The sequence below is a fragment of the Fictibacillus aquaticus genome (assembly GCF_002245695.1).
GTDB classification, from domain to species: domain Bacteria; phylum Bacillota; class Bacilli; order Bacillales; family Fictibacillaceae; genus Fictibacillus; species Fictibacillus aquaticus.
On sequence record NZ_NOII01000001.1, the window covers coordinates 444,861 to 460,230 of the forward strand.

The 15,370-nt window shown below is 43.2% G+C and carries 13 protein-coding genes; 2 read left to right on the forward strand and 11 right to left on the reverse strand.

Annotated features, from left to right (window positions below; all coding sequences use genetic code 11):
* Positions 1 to 120 precede the first annotated feature (120 nt).
* From CGZ90_RS02390 to spoVK, 3 genes are read right to left on the reverse strand one after another with little or no spacing between them, the layout of a single operon-like run.
* Complete coding sequence (locus CGZ90_RS02390) at positions 121 to 1,413, reverse strand: methionine gamma-lyase family protein (RefSeq protein ID WP_094250731.1); 1,293 nt, start codon at positions 1,411 to 1,413, stop codon at positions 121 to 123.
* Between the two features lie 3 nt (positions 1,414 to 1,416).
* Positions 1,417 to 2,676, reverse strand: a complete 1,260-nt coding sequence (hflX, locus tag CGZ90_RS02395; RefSeq protein ID WP_094250732.1) for a GTPase HflX — start codon at positions 2,674 to 2,676, stop codon at positions 1,417 to 1,419.
* A 51-nt stretch (positions 2,677 to 2,727) separates the two neighbouring features.
* Positions 2,728 to 3,672, reverse strand: coding sequence for a stage V sporulation protein K (gene spoVK, locus CGZ90_RS02400; RefSeq protein ID WP_133063541.1), 945 nt, complete (start codon positions 3,670 to 3,672; stop codon positions 2,728 to 2,730).
* Positions 3,673 to 3,918: 246 nt separating this feature from the next.
* Here spoVK and CGZ90_RS02405 point away from each other — a divergent pair, with 246 nt between their 5' ends.
* A complete protein-coding gene (locus CGZ90_RS02405) occupies positions 3,919 to 4,533 on the forward strand; it encodes a YitT family protein (protein ID WP_094250733.1) in 615 nt (204 codons plus the stop codon).
* Between the two features lie 89 nt (positions 4,534 to 4,622).
* On the opposite strand, the gene CGZ90_RS02410 is transcribed toward CGZ90_RS02405, so the two are convergent.
* The gene (locus CGZ90_RS02410) at positions 4,623 to 5,198 is read right to left on the reverse strand and encodes a YhcN/YlaJ family sporulation lipoprotein (protein WP_094250734.1); all 576 of its coding nucleotides are present in this window, start codon (positions 5,196 to 5,198) and stop codon (positions 4,623 to 4,625) included.
* Between the two features lie 107 nt (positions 5,199 to 5,305).
* Between CGZ90_RS02410 and CGZ90_RS02415 the strand changes: the two genes are divergently transcribed.
* The gene (locus CGZ90_RS02415; RefSeq protein ID WP_165766743.1) at positions 5,306 to 6,250 is read left to right on the forward strand and encodes a tyrosine-type recombinase/integrase; all 945 of its coding nucleotides are present in this window, start codon (positions 5,306 to 5,308) and stop codon (positions 6,248 to 6,250) included.
* Between the two features lie 62 nt (positions 6,251 to 6,312).
* On the opposite strand, the gene hfq is transcribed toward CGZ90_RS02415, so the two are convergent.
* From hfq to miaB, 7 genes are all read right to left on the reverse strand, one after another.
* Positions 6,313 to 6,543 (reverse strand): RNA chaperone Hfq, encoded by a 231-nt coding sequence (gene hfq / locus CGZ90_RS02420; RefSeq protein WP_094250736.1) that lies wholly within the window; start codon positions 6,541 to 6,543, stop codon positions 6,313 to 6,315.
* Between the two features lie 46 nt (positions 6,544 to 6,589).
* Positions 6,590 to 7,513, reverse strand: a complete 924-nt coding sequence (gene miaA / locus CGZ90_RS02425) for a tRNA (adenosine(37)-N6)-dimethylallyltransferase MiaA (RefSeq protein ID WP_094250737.1) — start codon at positions 7,511 to 7,513, stop codon at positions 6,590 to 6,592.
* Positions 7,514 to 7,783: 270 nt separating this feature from the next.
* Positions 7,784 to 9,622, reverse strand: coding sequence for a DNA mismatch repair endonuclease MutL (gene mutL / locus CGZ90_RS02430; RefSeq protein ID WP_094250738.1), 1,839 nt, complete (start codon positions 9,620 to 9,622; stop codon positions 7,784 to 7,786).
* 12 nt (positions 9,623 to 9,634) lie between these two features.
* Positions 9,635 to 12,226, reverse strand: coding sequence for a DNA mismatch repair protein MutS (gene mutS / locus CGZ90_RS02435; RefSeq protein ID WP_094250739.1), 2,592 nt, complete (start codon positions 12,224 to 12,226; stop codon positions 9,635 to 9,637).
* Between the two features lie 124 nt (positions 12,227 to 12,350).
* The gene (gene cotE / locus CGZ90_RS02440; RefSeq protein ID WP_094250740.1) at positions 12,351 to 12,926 is read right to left on the reverse strand and encodes an outer spore coat protein CotE; all 576 of its coding nucleotides are present in this window, start codon (positions 12,924 to 12,926) and stop codon (positions 12,351 to 12,353) included.
* A gap of 381 nt (positions 12,927 to 13,307) precedes the next feature.
* Positions 13,308 to 13,739, reverse strand: coding sequence for a YlbF/YmcA family competence regulator (locus CGZ90_RS02445; protein ID WP_379675153.1), 432 nt, complete (start codon positions 13,737 to 13,739; stop codon positions 13,308 to 13,310).
* Positions 13,739 to 15,265 carry a tRNA (N6-isopentenyl adenosine(37)-C2)-methylthiotransferase MiaB gene (gene miaB / locus CGZ90_RS02450; RefSeq protein ID WP_094250742.1) on the reverse strand — a complete coding sequence of 509 codons (1,527 nt, stop codon included), beginning with the start codon at positions 15,263 to 15,265 and terminating at the stop codon, positions 13,739 to 13,741. Before miaB ends, CGZ90_RS02445 begins: the two co-directional genes overlap by 1 nt.
* Positions 15,266 to 15,370 lie beyond the last annotated feature (105 nt).

The following is a 15,370-nucleotide window of genomic DNA, read 5'->3' on the forward strand; positions in this document are numbered from 1 at the left end:
TAGAAAAATTAACATACTTTTTTTAAAGCAGTTTAAAATGGGCTATTTTCAGCTTATTAACCATAAAAAAAAGCAGACCCGAACGCTTTACGCACTCTTCATGAGTCTGCCCAATGTTACTTAAAATAATTTATTGAATTGTTCCGGCACAGGAATCAGTTCCTTAGCAAGCAATTGATCAGCTGCTGTCAGTATAGCGATTTTGACATGTTCATATGTCAGTCCGCCCTGAACGAATGCTATATAAGGAGGTCTCAGTGGACCGTCTGCTGTCAATTCAATGCTGGCACCTTGAATAAACGTGCCTGCTGCCATAATGACATCATCCTCATAGCCAGGCATGTAATCAGGGTAAGGCATAGCAAACGAATTCACGGGAGAGACGGACTGAATAGCCTGGCAGAACGCGATCATTCTCTCTCTATCATGGAATATTACGGACTGAATAAGATCTGTGCGTTTGCTGTCAAAAGAAGGATTCGTGTTCATTCCGATCATTTCGAGAAACGCGGCCGTAAAAACAGCTCCTTTCAATGCCTGAGCTGTTACATGCGGTGCGAGAAAGAACCCTTGATACATTTCGAGCAGACTGTACAGGGAGGCTCCAGCTTCTGTACCGATTCCAGGAGACGTCAGCCTGTAACCGCACCGCTCGACGAGATCTTTCCTGCCAGCGATGTAGCCCCCCGTTTTGGCTAGGCCGCCGCCAGGGTTTTTTATGAGAGAACCCGCGATAAGGTCAGCGCCTGCCTCGCAAGGCTCACGCTCTTCGACGAATTCTCCGTAACAGTTGTCAACGAATACAACTACATCATTTTTAATACTTTTTACAAAGGAAACCATCTCCTCAATTTCTGAGATGGTGAACGAAGGACGGTCTGCGTATCCTTTAGAACGCTGGATGCCGATCATTTTTGTATTTTCTGTTATTAAGTTTTTCACCGCATCAAAATCAACTTTTCCTTCTGAAGTCAGGTCTGCATGATGATAGCCGATTCCGAGCTCTTTCAATGAGCCTTGACCGCTTCCTCTTAAACCGACAATCTCTTCTAGTGTGTCATACGGTTTACCCGTAATATACAATAGTTCGTCACCCGGAAGAAGGACGCCAAAAAGAGAGAGCGCGATCGCATGTGTACCGGAAATAATCTGCGGCCGAACAATGGCTGCCTCTGCTCTGAAAACATCCGCATACACCTTCTCAAGTGTATCTCGTCCATTGTCGTCATAACCGTATCCTGTTGAAGGTGTAAAGTGATGGTCGCCGACATTGTTCTTACGAAAACTTTTCAGTACCTTTAGCTGGTTATACTCTGCTGTCTGGTCAATTTTCTTATGCTGTTTGGCAATGGCAGCTTCTGCTTCTTCGCTTATTTTGTTCAATATGCTGCCGTACTTAAATTCTGAAAACATGGTCTACTCCTTTGTTTCGTTGCGTTCTGAATTATGATAGTTCACCGGGGCATAACCTTTGCATTCATAAAGCCCTTTATCTTCGTTAAAATGCTGGTCAATTAGGATTGTCTCTGCTTTCAGTGCAGACAGCCGTTTTCCATCTTCTGCCGAAACTTCAACATGATAGTATTCCATCTGTTTCATGATTTCCTTTTCGACTCGGTCTTTTAGCTGGCTTATGTCATCCATTGACTTAGCCGAGATAGAAATGGAGGAAGTTTCAGAAGGCACAAATTCCTCTTCAAATAAATCTTTTTTGTTATAAACCGTTAAAACCGGTATATTGGACGCTCCAAGCTCGTTCAATATTTTGCTGACTGTCCGTTCATGCTGAACTCTGTCTTCGTGCGAACCGTCAATTACATGCAGAAGCAGATCGGCTTCCTTCGCCTCCTCAAGTGTTGAGCGGAATGCTGCAATAAGAGAAGTTGGAAGATCCTGTATGAATCCGACTGTATCACTGACAAGAACACTAAAGCCATGAGGCAGCTTGAGCTTGCGTGTCAGCGGATCAAGGGTGGCGAACAGCTGATTCTCTTCATATGTTCCAGCTTCAGTAAGTCTGTTAAATATTGTTGATTTGCCTGCATTCGTATAACCGACAAGAGCAGCCTGAATAACGCCCGTGGAATTTCTCCTGCCGCGATGTCTGTCTCTGTGACTTGCAATCTGCTGAAGTGAACGCTTTAACTCGTGTATTCTTGAACGGATATGGCGTCTGTCTTTTTCAAGCTTTGTTTCACCAGGCCCTCTAGTACCGATTCCTCCACCTAGTCTGGATAGACTTACGCCGATACCTGACAGCCTTGGCAGCATATATTCAAGCTGTGCTAGCTCCACCTGCAGCTTTCCTTCACGAGACCGTGCCCGAATAGCAAAAATATCTAAAATCAGCTGGGTCCTGTCGATGACACGAGCAGAAAAAATGCGGGATAAATTCCGGTTTTGGCTCGGAGTAAGCTCACCATTAAAGATAATAAGATCAGCTTCAAGTTCTTCCTCGAGCGCTGTTATCTCTTCAATCTTACCACTCCCGATGTACGTTGCAGAATCATAGCGGTCCCGTTTTTGAGTGACAACAGCAGCAACAGTTCCCTGTGCTGTTTCAGTCAATGATTTAAGTTCTTCAAGCGAATAAAAAAAATGCTCGTCAGTCTGCCTGGAAAGCTGGCATCCGACGAGAATGGCTTTTTCGGCTGTTTGGTTAGTCGTTTCGTTCAATGAAATTCTCCTTGCCTATAATCTTCTCTCATCATATCAAAATCAGCACTTCTAATCCAGAAGAAGGTCATCACTCAGTAAAGTCATCAGCGTCTTTTTGTCATGCCGCAACTCTTTTAATAATCTTACTGATTGTCTGCGAATAGCTTTTTCAACTATATTCCTTACGTATCTGCCATTTGAGAACGAACTTTTTCCATGTTCAAGGATGACTTTCTGCAGATGCTGCTTCAGCTTCCAAGAACATTCTTTCGTCATAATATATTCACGCTCTTCTACCATCCGCATGCCAATCTCCATCAACTCATCTACCGTATAGTCTGGAAACTGCATAATCAGCGGGAAACGGGAGGGCAGGCCGGGATTAAGCTTTAGAAAACGGTCCATCTCCTGAGAATAGCCTGCAAGTATGAGGATAAAAGAATGCTGCTGGTCTTCCATCGCCTTTACGAGCGTATCCACAGCTTCTTTACCGAAGTCTTTTTCTCCCCCGCGTCCAAGAGAATAAGCTTCATCGATAAAAAGAATTCCTCCTGATGCTTTTTTAATCAGATCCCTCGTTTTTTGAGCCGTATGACCAATGTATTCTCCGACAAGATCGGCCCTTTCAGCTTCAATCAGGTGTCCCTTAGAAAGTACGTTCATATCGTGGAACAGGACTCCTAGAAGACGTGCTACCGTAGTCTTTCCTGTCCCTGGATTTCCTTTAAACATCATATGAAGAGCTTGTTTTTCTGTCTTGAGTCCTATTTCCTGACGGCACTTGTTAATATAAAGCCATGCATAAATTTCTTTAACGAAGTATTTGAAGTCATCCATGCCGACTAATTTATTCAGCTCTTTTTCAATTTTCACCAGCGGCAGATGACCTTCTATCTCGGTTAGTTTCTTTTCTTGAAACAGCTGTGACTCTTCTTTCTCTTTTTCTTTTTCAGCTGGCTGGTTCAATACGATGTTGATCTGCCTTTTGTTTTTTGCGGTCATTGGTTCATTCAAGGATGTTCACCCCTCTTCTGCTGACTCTTCATGTACGTCTCGCGATCCTTCAACAAACTCGAAATGCCTCTTCTTATATGTATGAATAATGGCCCGTTTCTACGACATAGCGATTCCACGAATTATTATACAATTCCAACATTTTCAAAACATATTGCTTTGAAAGCGTTTACCAAAATATGATGAATAAATATTAGCATTAAATTCAATTTGTTTTTGTTTTATAGATACTGGAGGAAACAATATATGAACCGTACGAAACAAGCTCTGCTCGTGTTTGCAGGGCTGCTGCTGACAGCAGCTGGAACTAAGCTGCTTACGATCAGCTCTCTGACCTTTGGCGGAACGGCCGGCATCGCTACCTTGCTGTCGTTCACCTTTGAACTTTCATGGGGGATGCTATTCTTCTTAGTCAATCTGCCCTTTTTCTATTTATCCGTCAAAAGGCTGGGCTGGACGTTTTCTTTATCCACACTATTGTGCATCATTCTGATCTCGTTCGTGTCTGATGCTTTTGATACTCTCAGTCTTCCTGCTCTGCCGCCTCTCGCTGCTGCAACAGCATCAGGTCTTCTAATCGGGACCGGAGTAAGCATGGTATTGAACCAAGGTTCTTCTCTTGGCGGAATACACATTCTTGCTGTCTATTTTGAACAGTTCCTTTCAATAAACAGGGGACTGACGCTGTTTGTAACCGACATGATCATCGTTCTTTCAGCTGCATTTATAGTAGGCTTAAGTAATGCTCTATACTCTCTCATTGCAATCGCGATCGCAAGCTTCCTTGTTGGCAAGCTAAAATCCGGCAAGCCTGCTGATGATGATGCAGACATCGCTCTTACAGAACAAGAAACGGTTTAATTTTATCAATAAGAAAAAAGCTGGCCCTTTGCGGTTCAGCTTTTTTTGATGCTTATCTTGTCGAGTCCTGCGCTTCCCTCGGAAATAATTCATTCATATATATCTGTTCTGTTTTCGTTGCCTTCCTCTTTTTTTGCATCTTCCATTTTACCGTTTTTATAATGGTTTTTAACGGGAGGTATCTGTCCAATGAGGACTCCCACTTTATTATAGATCTTACCTTTCATATCATGTCTGCCGCGGCCGATTTCCAGACCGAGCTTCTTAATTTCTTGGACTTTTTCACGATTCGTTGTAATCGCTGCATTTCTGCCATGAGAATTTCCCTTTATGGAATCATATACGTTTTGTCTGAGAACGTTATCTTCTTTAACTGATGAGTTTTGTTCAGTTTCTATTCCAACTAAAGTAGTATCTCCCGTCACAATAACATGGCTCTTTTTAACACCCGCCACCTTGTCCGCAAGATCACTTATTTCTTTTGCATAATGGATTTCAGAGCTTTTCTCTTCAACAACTGGAGAATCATTCTGAGAATTTGGCATATCGTGGCTAATTTTTGATGGGTTACGATAATGCTGGTCTTTTTCCTTCGTAAATAAATTTCCGCACCCAGCAAGCAAGAGTGCTCCAATCAGGCTTGCCGCTGCTGCCTTTTTTTTCATAAAAGCCACATCCTTTGTTTTTTATAGTGTTAAATGCAGAAGTGGTATTTATTCATGCAGAAATGCACATTTGTTATAATGGTAATAAAAGGACAGGTGTGATAAAGATGGAGCATTTCCCACATATACCCGATTATGCGGAGCAATATCTTTTGACGCTTAAAAAGGATGGTTTAAAAGACAGCACGATTAGGCGCTATTACTATGACCTGCACGATTATTTTGCATGGATGCGAGTGAATTTTGAAGAAGACCATCTTCAGGAGCTTAGGAGTCTGACAAAAAAAGATACAAAAGAGTATTATCAATTTTTATCGATGCAGCGAAAATATTCATCATCTACACTTACAAGGGTAGAGACTGTTCTGAAAAGACTTGGGGTCTATTTAGTAAAAAACGGACAGCTCACAGCTAATCCTTTCCATATGGAAAGGACTAGTCACAGCGCTGAATTGTCTGACGAGGATTTTGCGAAAGACGGTGAAATCGAAAAATTGTTCTCTGTTATTTCATCAGATGAAGGGCTTACTGAGAATCAGCTGAAACACCGCCACCTTCTCATCCCTCGAAACAAAGCCATATTAAGGCTGCTTGTTTTCCACGGCCTTTCGATGCAGGAGCTGAACCAGATTACCATGAAGGATGTGAGCCCTCATCATAAAGAGCTTCATCTTCCGACAAGGACTTGCAGCCTCTCTAAAGAAGACCAAATTATTCTTATGGAATATCTTCAAAGCATACCTGAACCTGTCAGGCCTAGAGCACGTTCGAAAGATCCTCTATTCGCAGCATTTGATTACCAGAGGGGTACATTTCGATGGGATTATGAACTGAATTCGCCAAAACCGCTGACGATTATCGCCATTCAGAAGATGCTCCGTCAAGAAATCAGGCGCGGGGGCTTAAGGAATGGATTATCAGCACAGCATTTCAGGCGATCCTACATTTTATCGCTGATTCAAGAAGGAGCAGACGATGACGAGCTGAAGCAAATGCTCGGACTAAAAGCTCTGCTCTCTTTAAAGCGCTATCGCAGCTATGCCCAGCTTTAGACATAGAAAAAAGCCTTCCAGTGAGGAAGGCTTTTTTTACGTTTGTTTTGATGATTGTTCTTTTATTCAGCAGACGATTGAAGGTCTACCGGTCTAGACGGAGTAAACGTGGAAATGGCGTGCTTATAAATAAGATGCTGCTTGCCTTCTGCTTCAAGGACGACCGTAAAGTTATCGAATCCTTTCACCAATCCTTTCAGTTGAAAGCCATTCAATAAATACACGGTAACATAAATATTCTCTCTTCGAAGCTGGTTTAAGTATTGGTCCTGAATATTAACGGTTTGCTTCATTTTTTCACAGTCCTCCTCTATGCGCACTACAAAGTATACATTCTCTTTACTTCGTTATTTCTCCTTCAACAAAATATAAAATTTCGTTAAATTTTTCATGGAACGGCTTTTCCCCCATATCAAACCATGTTGCATCAGTCTGATTTTTGAACCAAGTCAGCTGCCTTTTTGCATATCTCCTTGAATTCCGTTTGAGCAGCTCTGCTGCTTCGTCTAGAGTCATTTCCTGCCTGAAATAAGGGAACAGTTCTTTGTAGCCGATCGCCAATACGGATTGGGAACCTTCAATATGCTGGTCAAACAGCCATTTCGCTTCTTTCAGCAGTCCCTGTTTAAACATCAAGTCGACTCTTTCGTTAATCCTCTCGTAAAGCCTGCTTCGTTCCATCTCAAGACCAACCATCGCAAGTTCATAAGGAGTTCCTGCATTCTTAGTCCCGCCCTCATCCGCTGTACCGGCATAAGAAATTTCTAGAGCCCTGATTACACGGCGCACATTATTTGGATGAATTTGAGAAGCCGCTACAGGATTCCGTTCAATCAAAAGACGATGGAGGTGTTCTCCGCCTTGTTCTTCTGCTGCCTTTTCAAACTGTTTTCTCATTTCCGGATTGCTGCCAGAACTGTTAAATTCATACCCATGGGTAACGGCTCGTATATAGAGACCTGTGCCGCCAGCGATGATCGGTACTTTTCCTCTGCCGTTGATCTCTGTAATCAGTTTTGAGGCACGCGTCTGAAATTCAGCGGCCGAGAAAGATTCATGAGGATCTTTGATGTCGATCAGATGATGCGGAATACCTTCCATTTCTTGTTTTGTTATCTTAGCAGTTCCTATATCAAGCTTTCTATATATTTGCATCGAGTCACCGCTGATGACTTCCCCATTCAAAGCTTTCGCCAGTTCAACACTTGTTTTTGTCTTTCCGACCGCCGTCGGTCCTGCAACGACAATTAATTTTTCTTTCATATAGCAGCTCCTGCATTTTATTCTTTTAAAAATAAACGGAGATTGAATGCTCTGCTAATGTGGAATTATGCTATTCATTTTAACAGATTACCCGCTGTATTTTCACTTTACACGATTATTACACTTTTGATTATGAATCTATAAAAAATGTTTCACAGCTTTTTAAATTAGCTGTTCAGGCTTTTTTTGGTGCCTTTAATATTAGTAAGTGGAAGTTAGAAAATGAAAAACAGCAGCCCTTAATATTCACATTGCAGGGCTGCTAAATCATCACATAACTCTTTTAAACATTTTTTCTAATTCATAGCTGGACAAATGAACTGTGATCGGACGGCCATGGGGACACGTATATGGATCTTCAGATTGGCGGAGAGACTCCAGAAGTGCAAAGATTTCATCGTTCCGGAGATGACGGTTCGCCTTAATAGAGCCTTTACAGGACATCATAATAGCTGCCTTTTCTCGGAGTTTCGTGATCGAGATGCTCTTTTCATCCAGTACCTGCTGGATGATATCTTCGATCGTTTCCTTCTCAAAGCCATTTGGAAACCATTGCGGATGCTCTCTGACCATGAATGTATGCTGTCCGAAAGGCTCTAAAAACACTCCTGCCTGCCTGAGAAGATCCATCCTTTCTTCAAGCAGAAAGAATTCTCTGGATGAAAATTCAAACGTAAAAGGAACTGTCAGCTGCTGAAGCTCTCGTTCAACTTGTGAAGTCTTCTCACGGAAATACTCATATTTCAGTCTTTCTTGTGCAGCATGCTGATCGATCAAATACAGTCCTTTCTCATTTTGGGCAATAATATACGTTCCGTGCATCTGCCCGATCGGATATAGCACAGGAATTTTCGGTTCTCTGCTTCCATCAACAAAGTAATCCTGTGTTTGATCAACTCTGGCTTCTTGAGGATAATCCATTGCAGAATTTTCATAGAATCGTTCAGCTTGCGTGACTGGTTCGCTCTTTTCCGCAGGTTTTTTTTCTGTATAATCAGGAACTGCCTCATTTGGAAGCTGACCCGCAGAACGATGCTCAAACACAAATGCATCTTGGACCGAAGTTTCTGCTTGTTTTTTCTTTTCTTGTTGTTTTTGCAAGGCATCTGCATCTGGAATAAGACTTGACGATTGAAGCGCTTTTTTAATTCCGGTCTCAATCAGGGCAGCTAATTCAGCCTCCTTGCTCAGCCTCGCTTCCTGTTTTGACGGATGAACGTTCACATCGATCAGCACTGGATCCATGGTGATTGAAAGAACGCACACAGGGAAACGTCCGATCGGAAGGAGCGTATGGTATGCGGCTTGGAGAGCCTTATTGACACCATAGCTGCGTATATACCGTCCGTTCATAAACAATGACATATAGGACCGGGAAGCCCTGTTCACTTCAGGCTTAGCAACATATCCCGTCACTTCATAATCAAGTGATTTAAGCGAAACAGGAATCATCTGTTTTGCAGTCTGCATCCCATAGACGGCAGCGATGACTTGAAGCAGATTACCGTTTCCTGTCGTATGGAGGATCTCTCTTCCATTATGCTTTAATCGAAATGAGACTGAAGGATAGGCAAGCGCAAAACGGTTCATAATATCTGCGGTATGAGCCATTTCTGTCTGTATCGTCTTCATATGTTTCAGCCGGGCAGGCGTGTTAAAGAAAAGGTTCCTGACTATAAAATCAGTTCCTCTCCTGCTTTTTGCCGGCTTTTTTTCCGTAATCAGCCCGCTTTTGATAATAAGCGATACACCCGCTCCGTCTCCCGTGCTGCTTGTCATATGCACCTCTGATACAGAAGCAATGCTTGGCAGCGCCTCTCCCCGGAAGCCCATTGTACGGATTTGGTAAAGATCTTGCTCTTGTTTTATTTTAGATGTCGCATGACGCGAGAAGGCAAGTTCGCAGTCATCTGGTTCAATGCCGCTTCCGTTGTCAAGCACCCGAATAAGGTGAAGACCGCCTTCCTCAAGCTCGACTTCAATCCTCGTCGAATCTGCGTCAATTGCATTCTCAACCAGTTCTTTGACGACAGATGCGGGCCGTTCGACGACCTCGCCTGCTGCTATTTTATTTGAAAGAAGCTCATCAAGCTGAGTGATTTTCCCCATGTGAATTCATCCTTACCTTGCTTTTTTCTGCAGCTCGTAGAGTTTGTTCATCGCATCCAACGGTGTCATTTCCAATAGATTGAGTGACGTGATCATGGCAATAATGCTGTCTGATTTTTTTGCTGTTTTTCCAGCCGGCTGAACAGGGCTCTCGAAAAGGCTAAGCTGACTTTCAGGCTGTTCCAGCGCTGCCGCAGTTTCCTTTATTACTTGAACAGGTTCTTTTCCGTTCTTTTCAAGGTCGCCTAGTATGTGCTTTGCCCTCTTAATAAGCGGTGCAGGCAGGTCAGCAAGCTCTGCCACTTGTATTCCAAAAGACTGATCCGCATGGCCGTCTACAATCTTATGAAGAAACACTAGCCGTCCGTCCTCTTCAACTGCGGATACATGTACATTTTTTAAAGATGGAAGTGTTTCAGATAAGATTGTCAGCTCATGATAATGAGTGGAGAACAGCGTCTTGGCACCAATATGATCATGTATATGTTCAATGATAGAATGTGCAAGAGCCATACCGTCATAAGTGGAAGTTCCCCTTCCTATCTCATCGAGCAATATCAAGCTGTCAGCTGTCGCGTTTCTGATCGCATAATTTGTTTCAAGCATTTCAACCATAAATGTACTCTGGCCGCCGACGAGATCATCTGCTGCTCCGATCCGTGTAAAAATCTGATCAAATAAAGGGAGCTCTGCGCTGTCAGCCGGAACAAAGCAGCCTACCTGCATCATAATAGCTGTCAAAGCAAGCTGTCTCATGTACGTGCTCTTACCTGCCATATTCGGTCCGGTAATGAGCAGCATGCTATGATTGTTATCTAGGGTGATATCATTTGCTACGTATTCCTGGGCATCCATCACCTTTTCGACAACTGGATGTCTCCCGCCTTGAATTCGCACTTGTCCGCTTTCGGAGATTACAGGCTTAACAAAACGCCTTTCTTCACTTACTGAAGCGAAAGACTGCAGTACATCCAGTTCAGCCAGACTTCCAGCCAGCTGCTGAAGGCCTGGAACATAGTTTTTCACATGACTTCTAATTTCTAAAAAAAGAGCATGTTCGAGTCCCGCCATCTTCTCTTCTGCCTCAAGGATGAGACGCTCTTTTTCTTTCAGCTCAGGAGTTACAAAACGTTCTGCATTTGACAGCGTCTGTTTTCTCTCATACCGTTCAGAAGGCACTCCTCCGAGATTAGACCGTGTCACTTCAATAAAATAGCCGAATATTTTGTTGTACCCTATCTTCAGTGACCTGATTCCTGTGGCTTCTCGTTCTTTTTGCTCAAGCGAGGCGATCCAAGCTTTGCCGTTCACGCTGGCGTCTCGGTATTCGTCGAGTTCCGCACTGAAGCCTTCTTTAATGATGTTCCCTTCTTTTAAAAGAAGCGGGGCGTTTTCATGGACTGCCCGTTCTAAATAATCTGCTAGTTCCGTATGTTCGTCCATCTTCATTAGAAGCTCTTCGCTTCCAGCACAGTCCAACTGAGACAGCTGCGCCTTAATAGCAGGCACATTCTGCAAAGAGAGCTTAAGCTGGAGCAAGTCGCGAGGACTTGCGTTGCCAAACGCCACTTTTGCGGCCAGTCTTTCCATGTCATAAACATTCTTTAGCTGTTGGCGGATCTCTTCCCGTTCAAAAAATTTACTGTACAATGCTTCTACTGTATCAAGACGCTGCTTTACTAGGGAGCGGATAAAAAGAGGCTCTTCCAGCCATTGCTTCAGCTTGCGGGCTCCCATGCTAGTCATCGTTTTGTCCAGCAGCCAAAGCAAAGATCCTTTTTTTCCTTTTGTCCGGTTGGTCTCCACAAGTTCAAGGTTGCGCTTAGAAAAAGCGTCAAGCTTCATCAGAACGTCATCTGACTGAACGATTACAGGGCGCATATGCCCAAGCGATCTTTTCTGCGTGTGCTTTAAATATTGAAACAGCCTGCCAGCAGCTTTATGAAGCAAGTGATGATTAAGATGACTGACATGACCTGAAAAACCGTCAGGAATTTCATCGCGGTCTTCACTTGACGCAGTAAATTCCTGCGAGTTATGTATGCTATCTTTCCACTCGCTGTATGTACTGCTGTCAAGGACAGCTTCTTTAACACGGTGCCGGCTGAAATCTGCTAATATACCGCTCTTTTCTGCCTTGCGTAAGTATCCTTTAGCTTCTCCTGTTGAAAGATCAGCAATGACAAGAGCATATTCTCCCTTTTCGCCAAGTGCAAGTGAACCGATGTAGTTGTTATCTCTGTCAGAAAGAAGCTGATCGTCCATCACAGTACCGGGTGTGATAATCTGCACGACTTCTCTTCTGACAACTCCTTTAGCTTGCCTAGGATCTTCTACTTGCTCGCATATAGCCACTTTGTAGCCGTCAGCTACAAGCCGTTTAATATAGCCTGGGGCTGAATGGTAAGGTACACCGCACATCGGAATACGGTCGCTGCTGCCTCCGTCCCTGGATGTCAGAGTAATTTCAAGAATTCTTGATGCATTAAGCGCATCGTCAAAAAACATTTCATAAAAATCGCCAAGACGAAAAAATAAAAAGGCATCCTGATGATTTGCCTTTACCGATAAATATTGCTGAATCATGGGTGTATACTGCGACATTCTTCTTCACCTGTTTCTATAAGCATTCTTCCGCCATTATATCATATGTCCAGCCATTGATGCAGAGACATGCCCCTTCTGCACCACATGAAAAAACAGGGAAGAAATATTCTTCCCTGCCGAATTATTCCTCAAGCTCTCCGATCAGAAAGTTAGGATCTAAATCTTCAAACTCTTCGTCATCTATGTCTTCATAATCGTAATCGCCTGTTTCTTCATCTTCGGTAAAATCACGGTCAGGTTTCACACACACGACTACTTTCGTATCTCCGATCATCTCACAGCTGAACTCCCGCTCAACCTGAACTAATATTTTGTTCCCATTCGGTGAAATAGTTGCTTCCAAAGTATTGGGTTCCTGCAGGGCTTTAGCTGATACTTCATAATCTGTTCCCAAGTATTGCTTATCGAGCTTATCAAATGCGATATTGTCTTTAAAATGAATGGTTTCCGTTACAACTTCCGTTTTCGTGTTGCCGCTGTAAGAATACCATAAATTCACATCATAACACCCTTCAACGACGACGGCTTCCTTGCCTTTATGCGCTTTAAAGTTGTGATTGATGATCCAGCAGCCCAGAATGCTGTTCGGTTTATGGGCAGGTGTGATTGAATGTGTGGCCTGCGAAAATTTGCGCCCTTTGCCGCAGACTGCCCGTGTAATGATTTCTCTGTACTGATAATCTATGTTGTGTGACATAGACACAATCCCTCCTCTTTTAATTTCCATTCATCCTATGCAGGGCGAATGACTAGTGTGCATATCCATCAGAGAGTTTCCGTACAACTCTATCTTATGGTTGTATGCCCTGTTTTTGCCTGTCTACATAAAATATTTTTGAATAGAACGGAGGAAGGCAGCGATAATGCATAAAATTTAAAGGATACCGCCATTATATGTACTTGAACGGTTAATAATCACTAATCATCATTTATCTACTTTTGATTAAATCGCCAATCATTACGGTAAGTGAAAATTATTAATGGGTTCTATCTAATTGGGGAATAGAAGTATATGAGAATTTTAATGTTAATTCAAAATAAAAACACAGCACTTTCTGCTGTGTTTTTAGAATATACTCTAGTGGCAGCCGCAGCCGCCTGGCGCGCAGCCTTCCTGGGAGCCTGTTGTTCCTTTAAGCACATCGCCTCCAGTGGATTCGATGATTTCATCTGTAACGGTGTTAGAAATAGTGTGCGAAACCATTTGTAAAATGTCGTTTACGTCTACCTGAGACTGTTTGAACTCCTGCACGACTGGAATAGCGTCTACTTCTTTCATCAATTCGTCAATCTTTGCTTCGGTTTCCTTCAAAGCTTCTGCTTTTCCGTAATGTTGAAGGTTTACGGCCTGTTTTTGCAGTTTTTTGATCTCGCCGATCAGTCTTGCAACCGTCGGATTGCCGTTAATCTGTGCTTCTGCACGCTTAAAAAAGTCCACCTCGTCAGTTACAGCGATCATTTTTGCCAGTTCACGTGCTTTATCAAGAATTTGCTCTTTTGTATAATTCATCAGTTAGCCACCTCTGCCTTTTCTTCAATCCATTCTCCGCCAAGGTTCCATGTTTTTGCATCGGTGATGCGGACCTTGACGATTTCGCCGATTAAATGCTTCGGACCGGCAAAATTAACTACTTTATTGGCACCCGAATGCCCTGTCAGCACATCGGCGTTCTTTCTGCTTTCGCCTTCAACGAGTACTTCAACGATTTTGCCGATATATGCTTTGTTCTTCTTGAGAGAGATGTCATTCAGAACTGCATTCAAACGCTGCAGTCGTTCCTTCTTCACTTCAAGAGGCACGTTGTCTTCCATTTTTGCAGCAGGAGTCCCGTCTCTTGGTGAGTAAATAAACGTATAAGCCGCATCGAACTCTACTTCCTTCACTAATGAGATCGTTTCTTCAAACTGCTCATCCGTTTCGTTCGGGAAGCCAACGATAATATCGGATGTAAGAGCTGCGTCAGGAATCGCAGCCTTGATCTTGGCAACAAGTTCGAGGTAGCTTTCCCTCGTATATTTGCGTGCCATAAGCTTCAACACGTCAGAATTCCCGTGCTGTACAGGAAGATGAATATGTTCGACAATATTACCCTGATGTGCAAGCACCTCGATCAACCGATCATCGAAATCGCGCGGATGACTTGTCGTGAAACGGATTCTAGGGATATCGATCTTCCTGATCTCATCCATTAAATCTCCTAGACCGTATTGAATATCAGTAAAATCTTTGCCGTATGCGTTAACGTTCTGGCCTAGAAGTGTCACTTCTTTATAGCCGTTTCTGGCCAAATGGCGGACTTCTTCAATAATATCTTCTGGTCTGCGGCTTCGCTCCTTGCCGCGAGTATAAGGGACGATGCAATACGTACAAAACTTATCACAGCCGTACATGATGTTGACCCAGCCCTTAACGTTCCCCTTGCGGACACGCGGAAGATTTTCCACGATATCCCCTTCCTTCGACCATACCTCAACGACCATCTCTTTGGAGAAAAGGGCGTTTTCAATGATTTGCGGAAGACGATGAATGTTATGGGTGCCAAAAATCATATCAACGTTTTGATAAGTTTTAAGAATTTTGTTCACGACCGACTCTTCCTGTGACATGCAGCCGCAAACACCAAGCAGAAGATTTGGGTTATTCGCTTTTGCTGTTTTCAGGTGGCCGAGCTCTCCAAAAACTTTATTCTCCGCATTCTCTCTGATCGCACAAGTGTTCAAGAGGACGAGATCAGCATCATCTACCGAAACAGTTGCTGTATAGCCCATTTCGGTAAGAATACCGGCCATCACCTCTGTATCATGCTCGTTCATCTGGCAGCCGTACGTGCGGATGTAAAACTTCTTCCCAACTCCGATGTTCACAAGGTTTTCAGGGATGTTGAAGTCCGTTAAAACCTTTACCGCTTCCTTGCCCCTCTTTTTTGCATCTTTTAAAGACGGCGGCTGATAGGCGCTCTGAAAATAGTTCGAGTAATCTTTTTTAGATCGTGTATCCGTTGCAACAGCAGATGTTTTCTCTGTTGTGTTTGTCATGTGATTCTTTCACTCCTTTTACTGCCCAAAAACGCTTACATCATCTTTTATAACTTTATAAGTATATCAAAAAAATGGGATGGGAAAAAGAAAGGAGGCAGCTAA

What these genes read in the sequence shown, in the direction of transcription:
- hfq (WP_094250736.1), bottom strand. Translation starts at nt 6,543, where the DNA reads ATGAAGCAAACCGTTAATATTCAGGACCAATACTTAAACCAGCTTCGA.
- CGZ90_RS02410 (WP_094250734.1), bottom strand. Translation starts at nt 5,198, where the DNA reads ATGAAAAAAAAGGCAGCAGCGGCAAGCCTGATTGGAGCACTCTTGCTT.
- miaA (WP_094250737.1), bottom strand. Translation starts at nt 7,513, where the DNA reads ATGAAAGAAAAATTAATTGTCGTTGCAGGACCGACGGCGGTCGGAAAG.
- CGZ90_RS02390 (WP_094250731.1), bottom strand. Translation starts at nt 1,413, where the DNA reads ATGTTTTCAGAATTTAAGTACGGCAGCATATTGAACAAAATAAGCGAA.
- CGZ90_RS02415 (WP_165766743.1), top strand. Translation starts at nt 5,306, where the DNA reads ATGGAGCATTTCCCACATATACCCGATTATGCGGAGCAATATCTTTTG.
- mutL (WP_094250738.1), bottom strand. Translation starts at nt 9,622, where the DNA reads ATGGGGAAAATCACTCAGCTTGATGAGCTTCTTTCAAATAAAATAGCA.
- cotE (WP_094250740.1), bottom strand. Translation starts at nt 12,926, where the DNA reads ATGTCACACAACATAGATTATCAGTACAGAGAAATCATTACACGGGCA.
- miaB (WP_094250742.1), bottom strand. Translation starts at nt 15,265, where the DNA reads ATGACAAACACAACAGAGAAAACATCTGCTGTTGCAACGGATACACGA.
- mutS (WP_094250739.1), bottom strand. Translation starts at nt 12,226, where the DNA reads ATGTCGCAGTATACACCCATGATTCAGCAATATTTATCGGTAAAGGCA.
- CGZ90_RS02405 (WP_094250733.1), top strand. Translation starts at nt 3,919, where the DNA reads ATGAACCGTACGAAACAAGCTCTGCTCGTGTTTGCAGGGCTGCTGCTG.
- CGZ90_RS02445 (WP_379675153.1), bottom strand. Translation starts at nt 13,739, where the DNA reads ATGAATTATACAAAAGAGCAAATTCTTGATAAAGCACGTGAACTGGCA.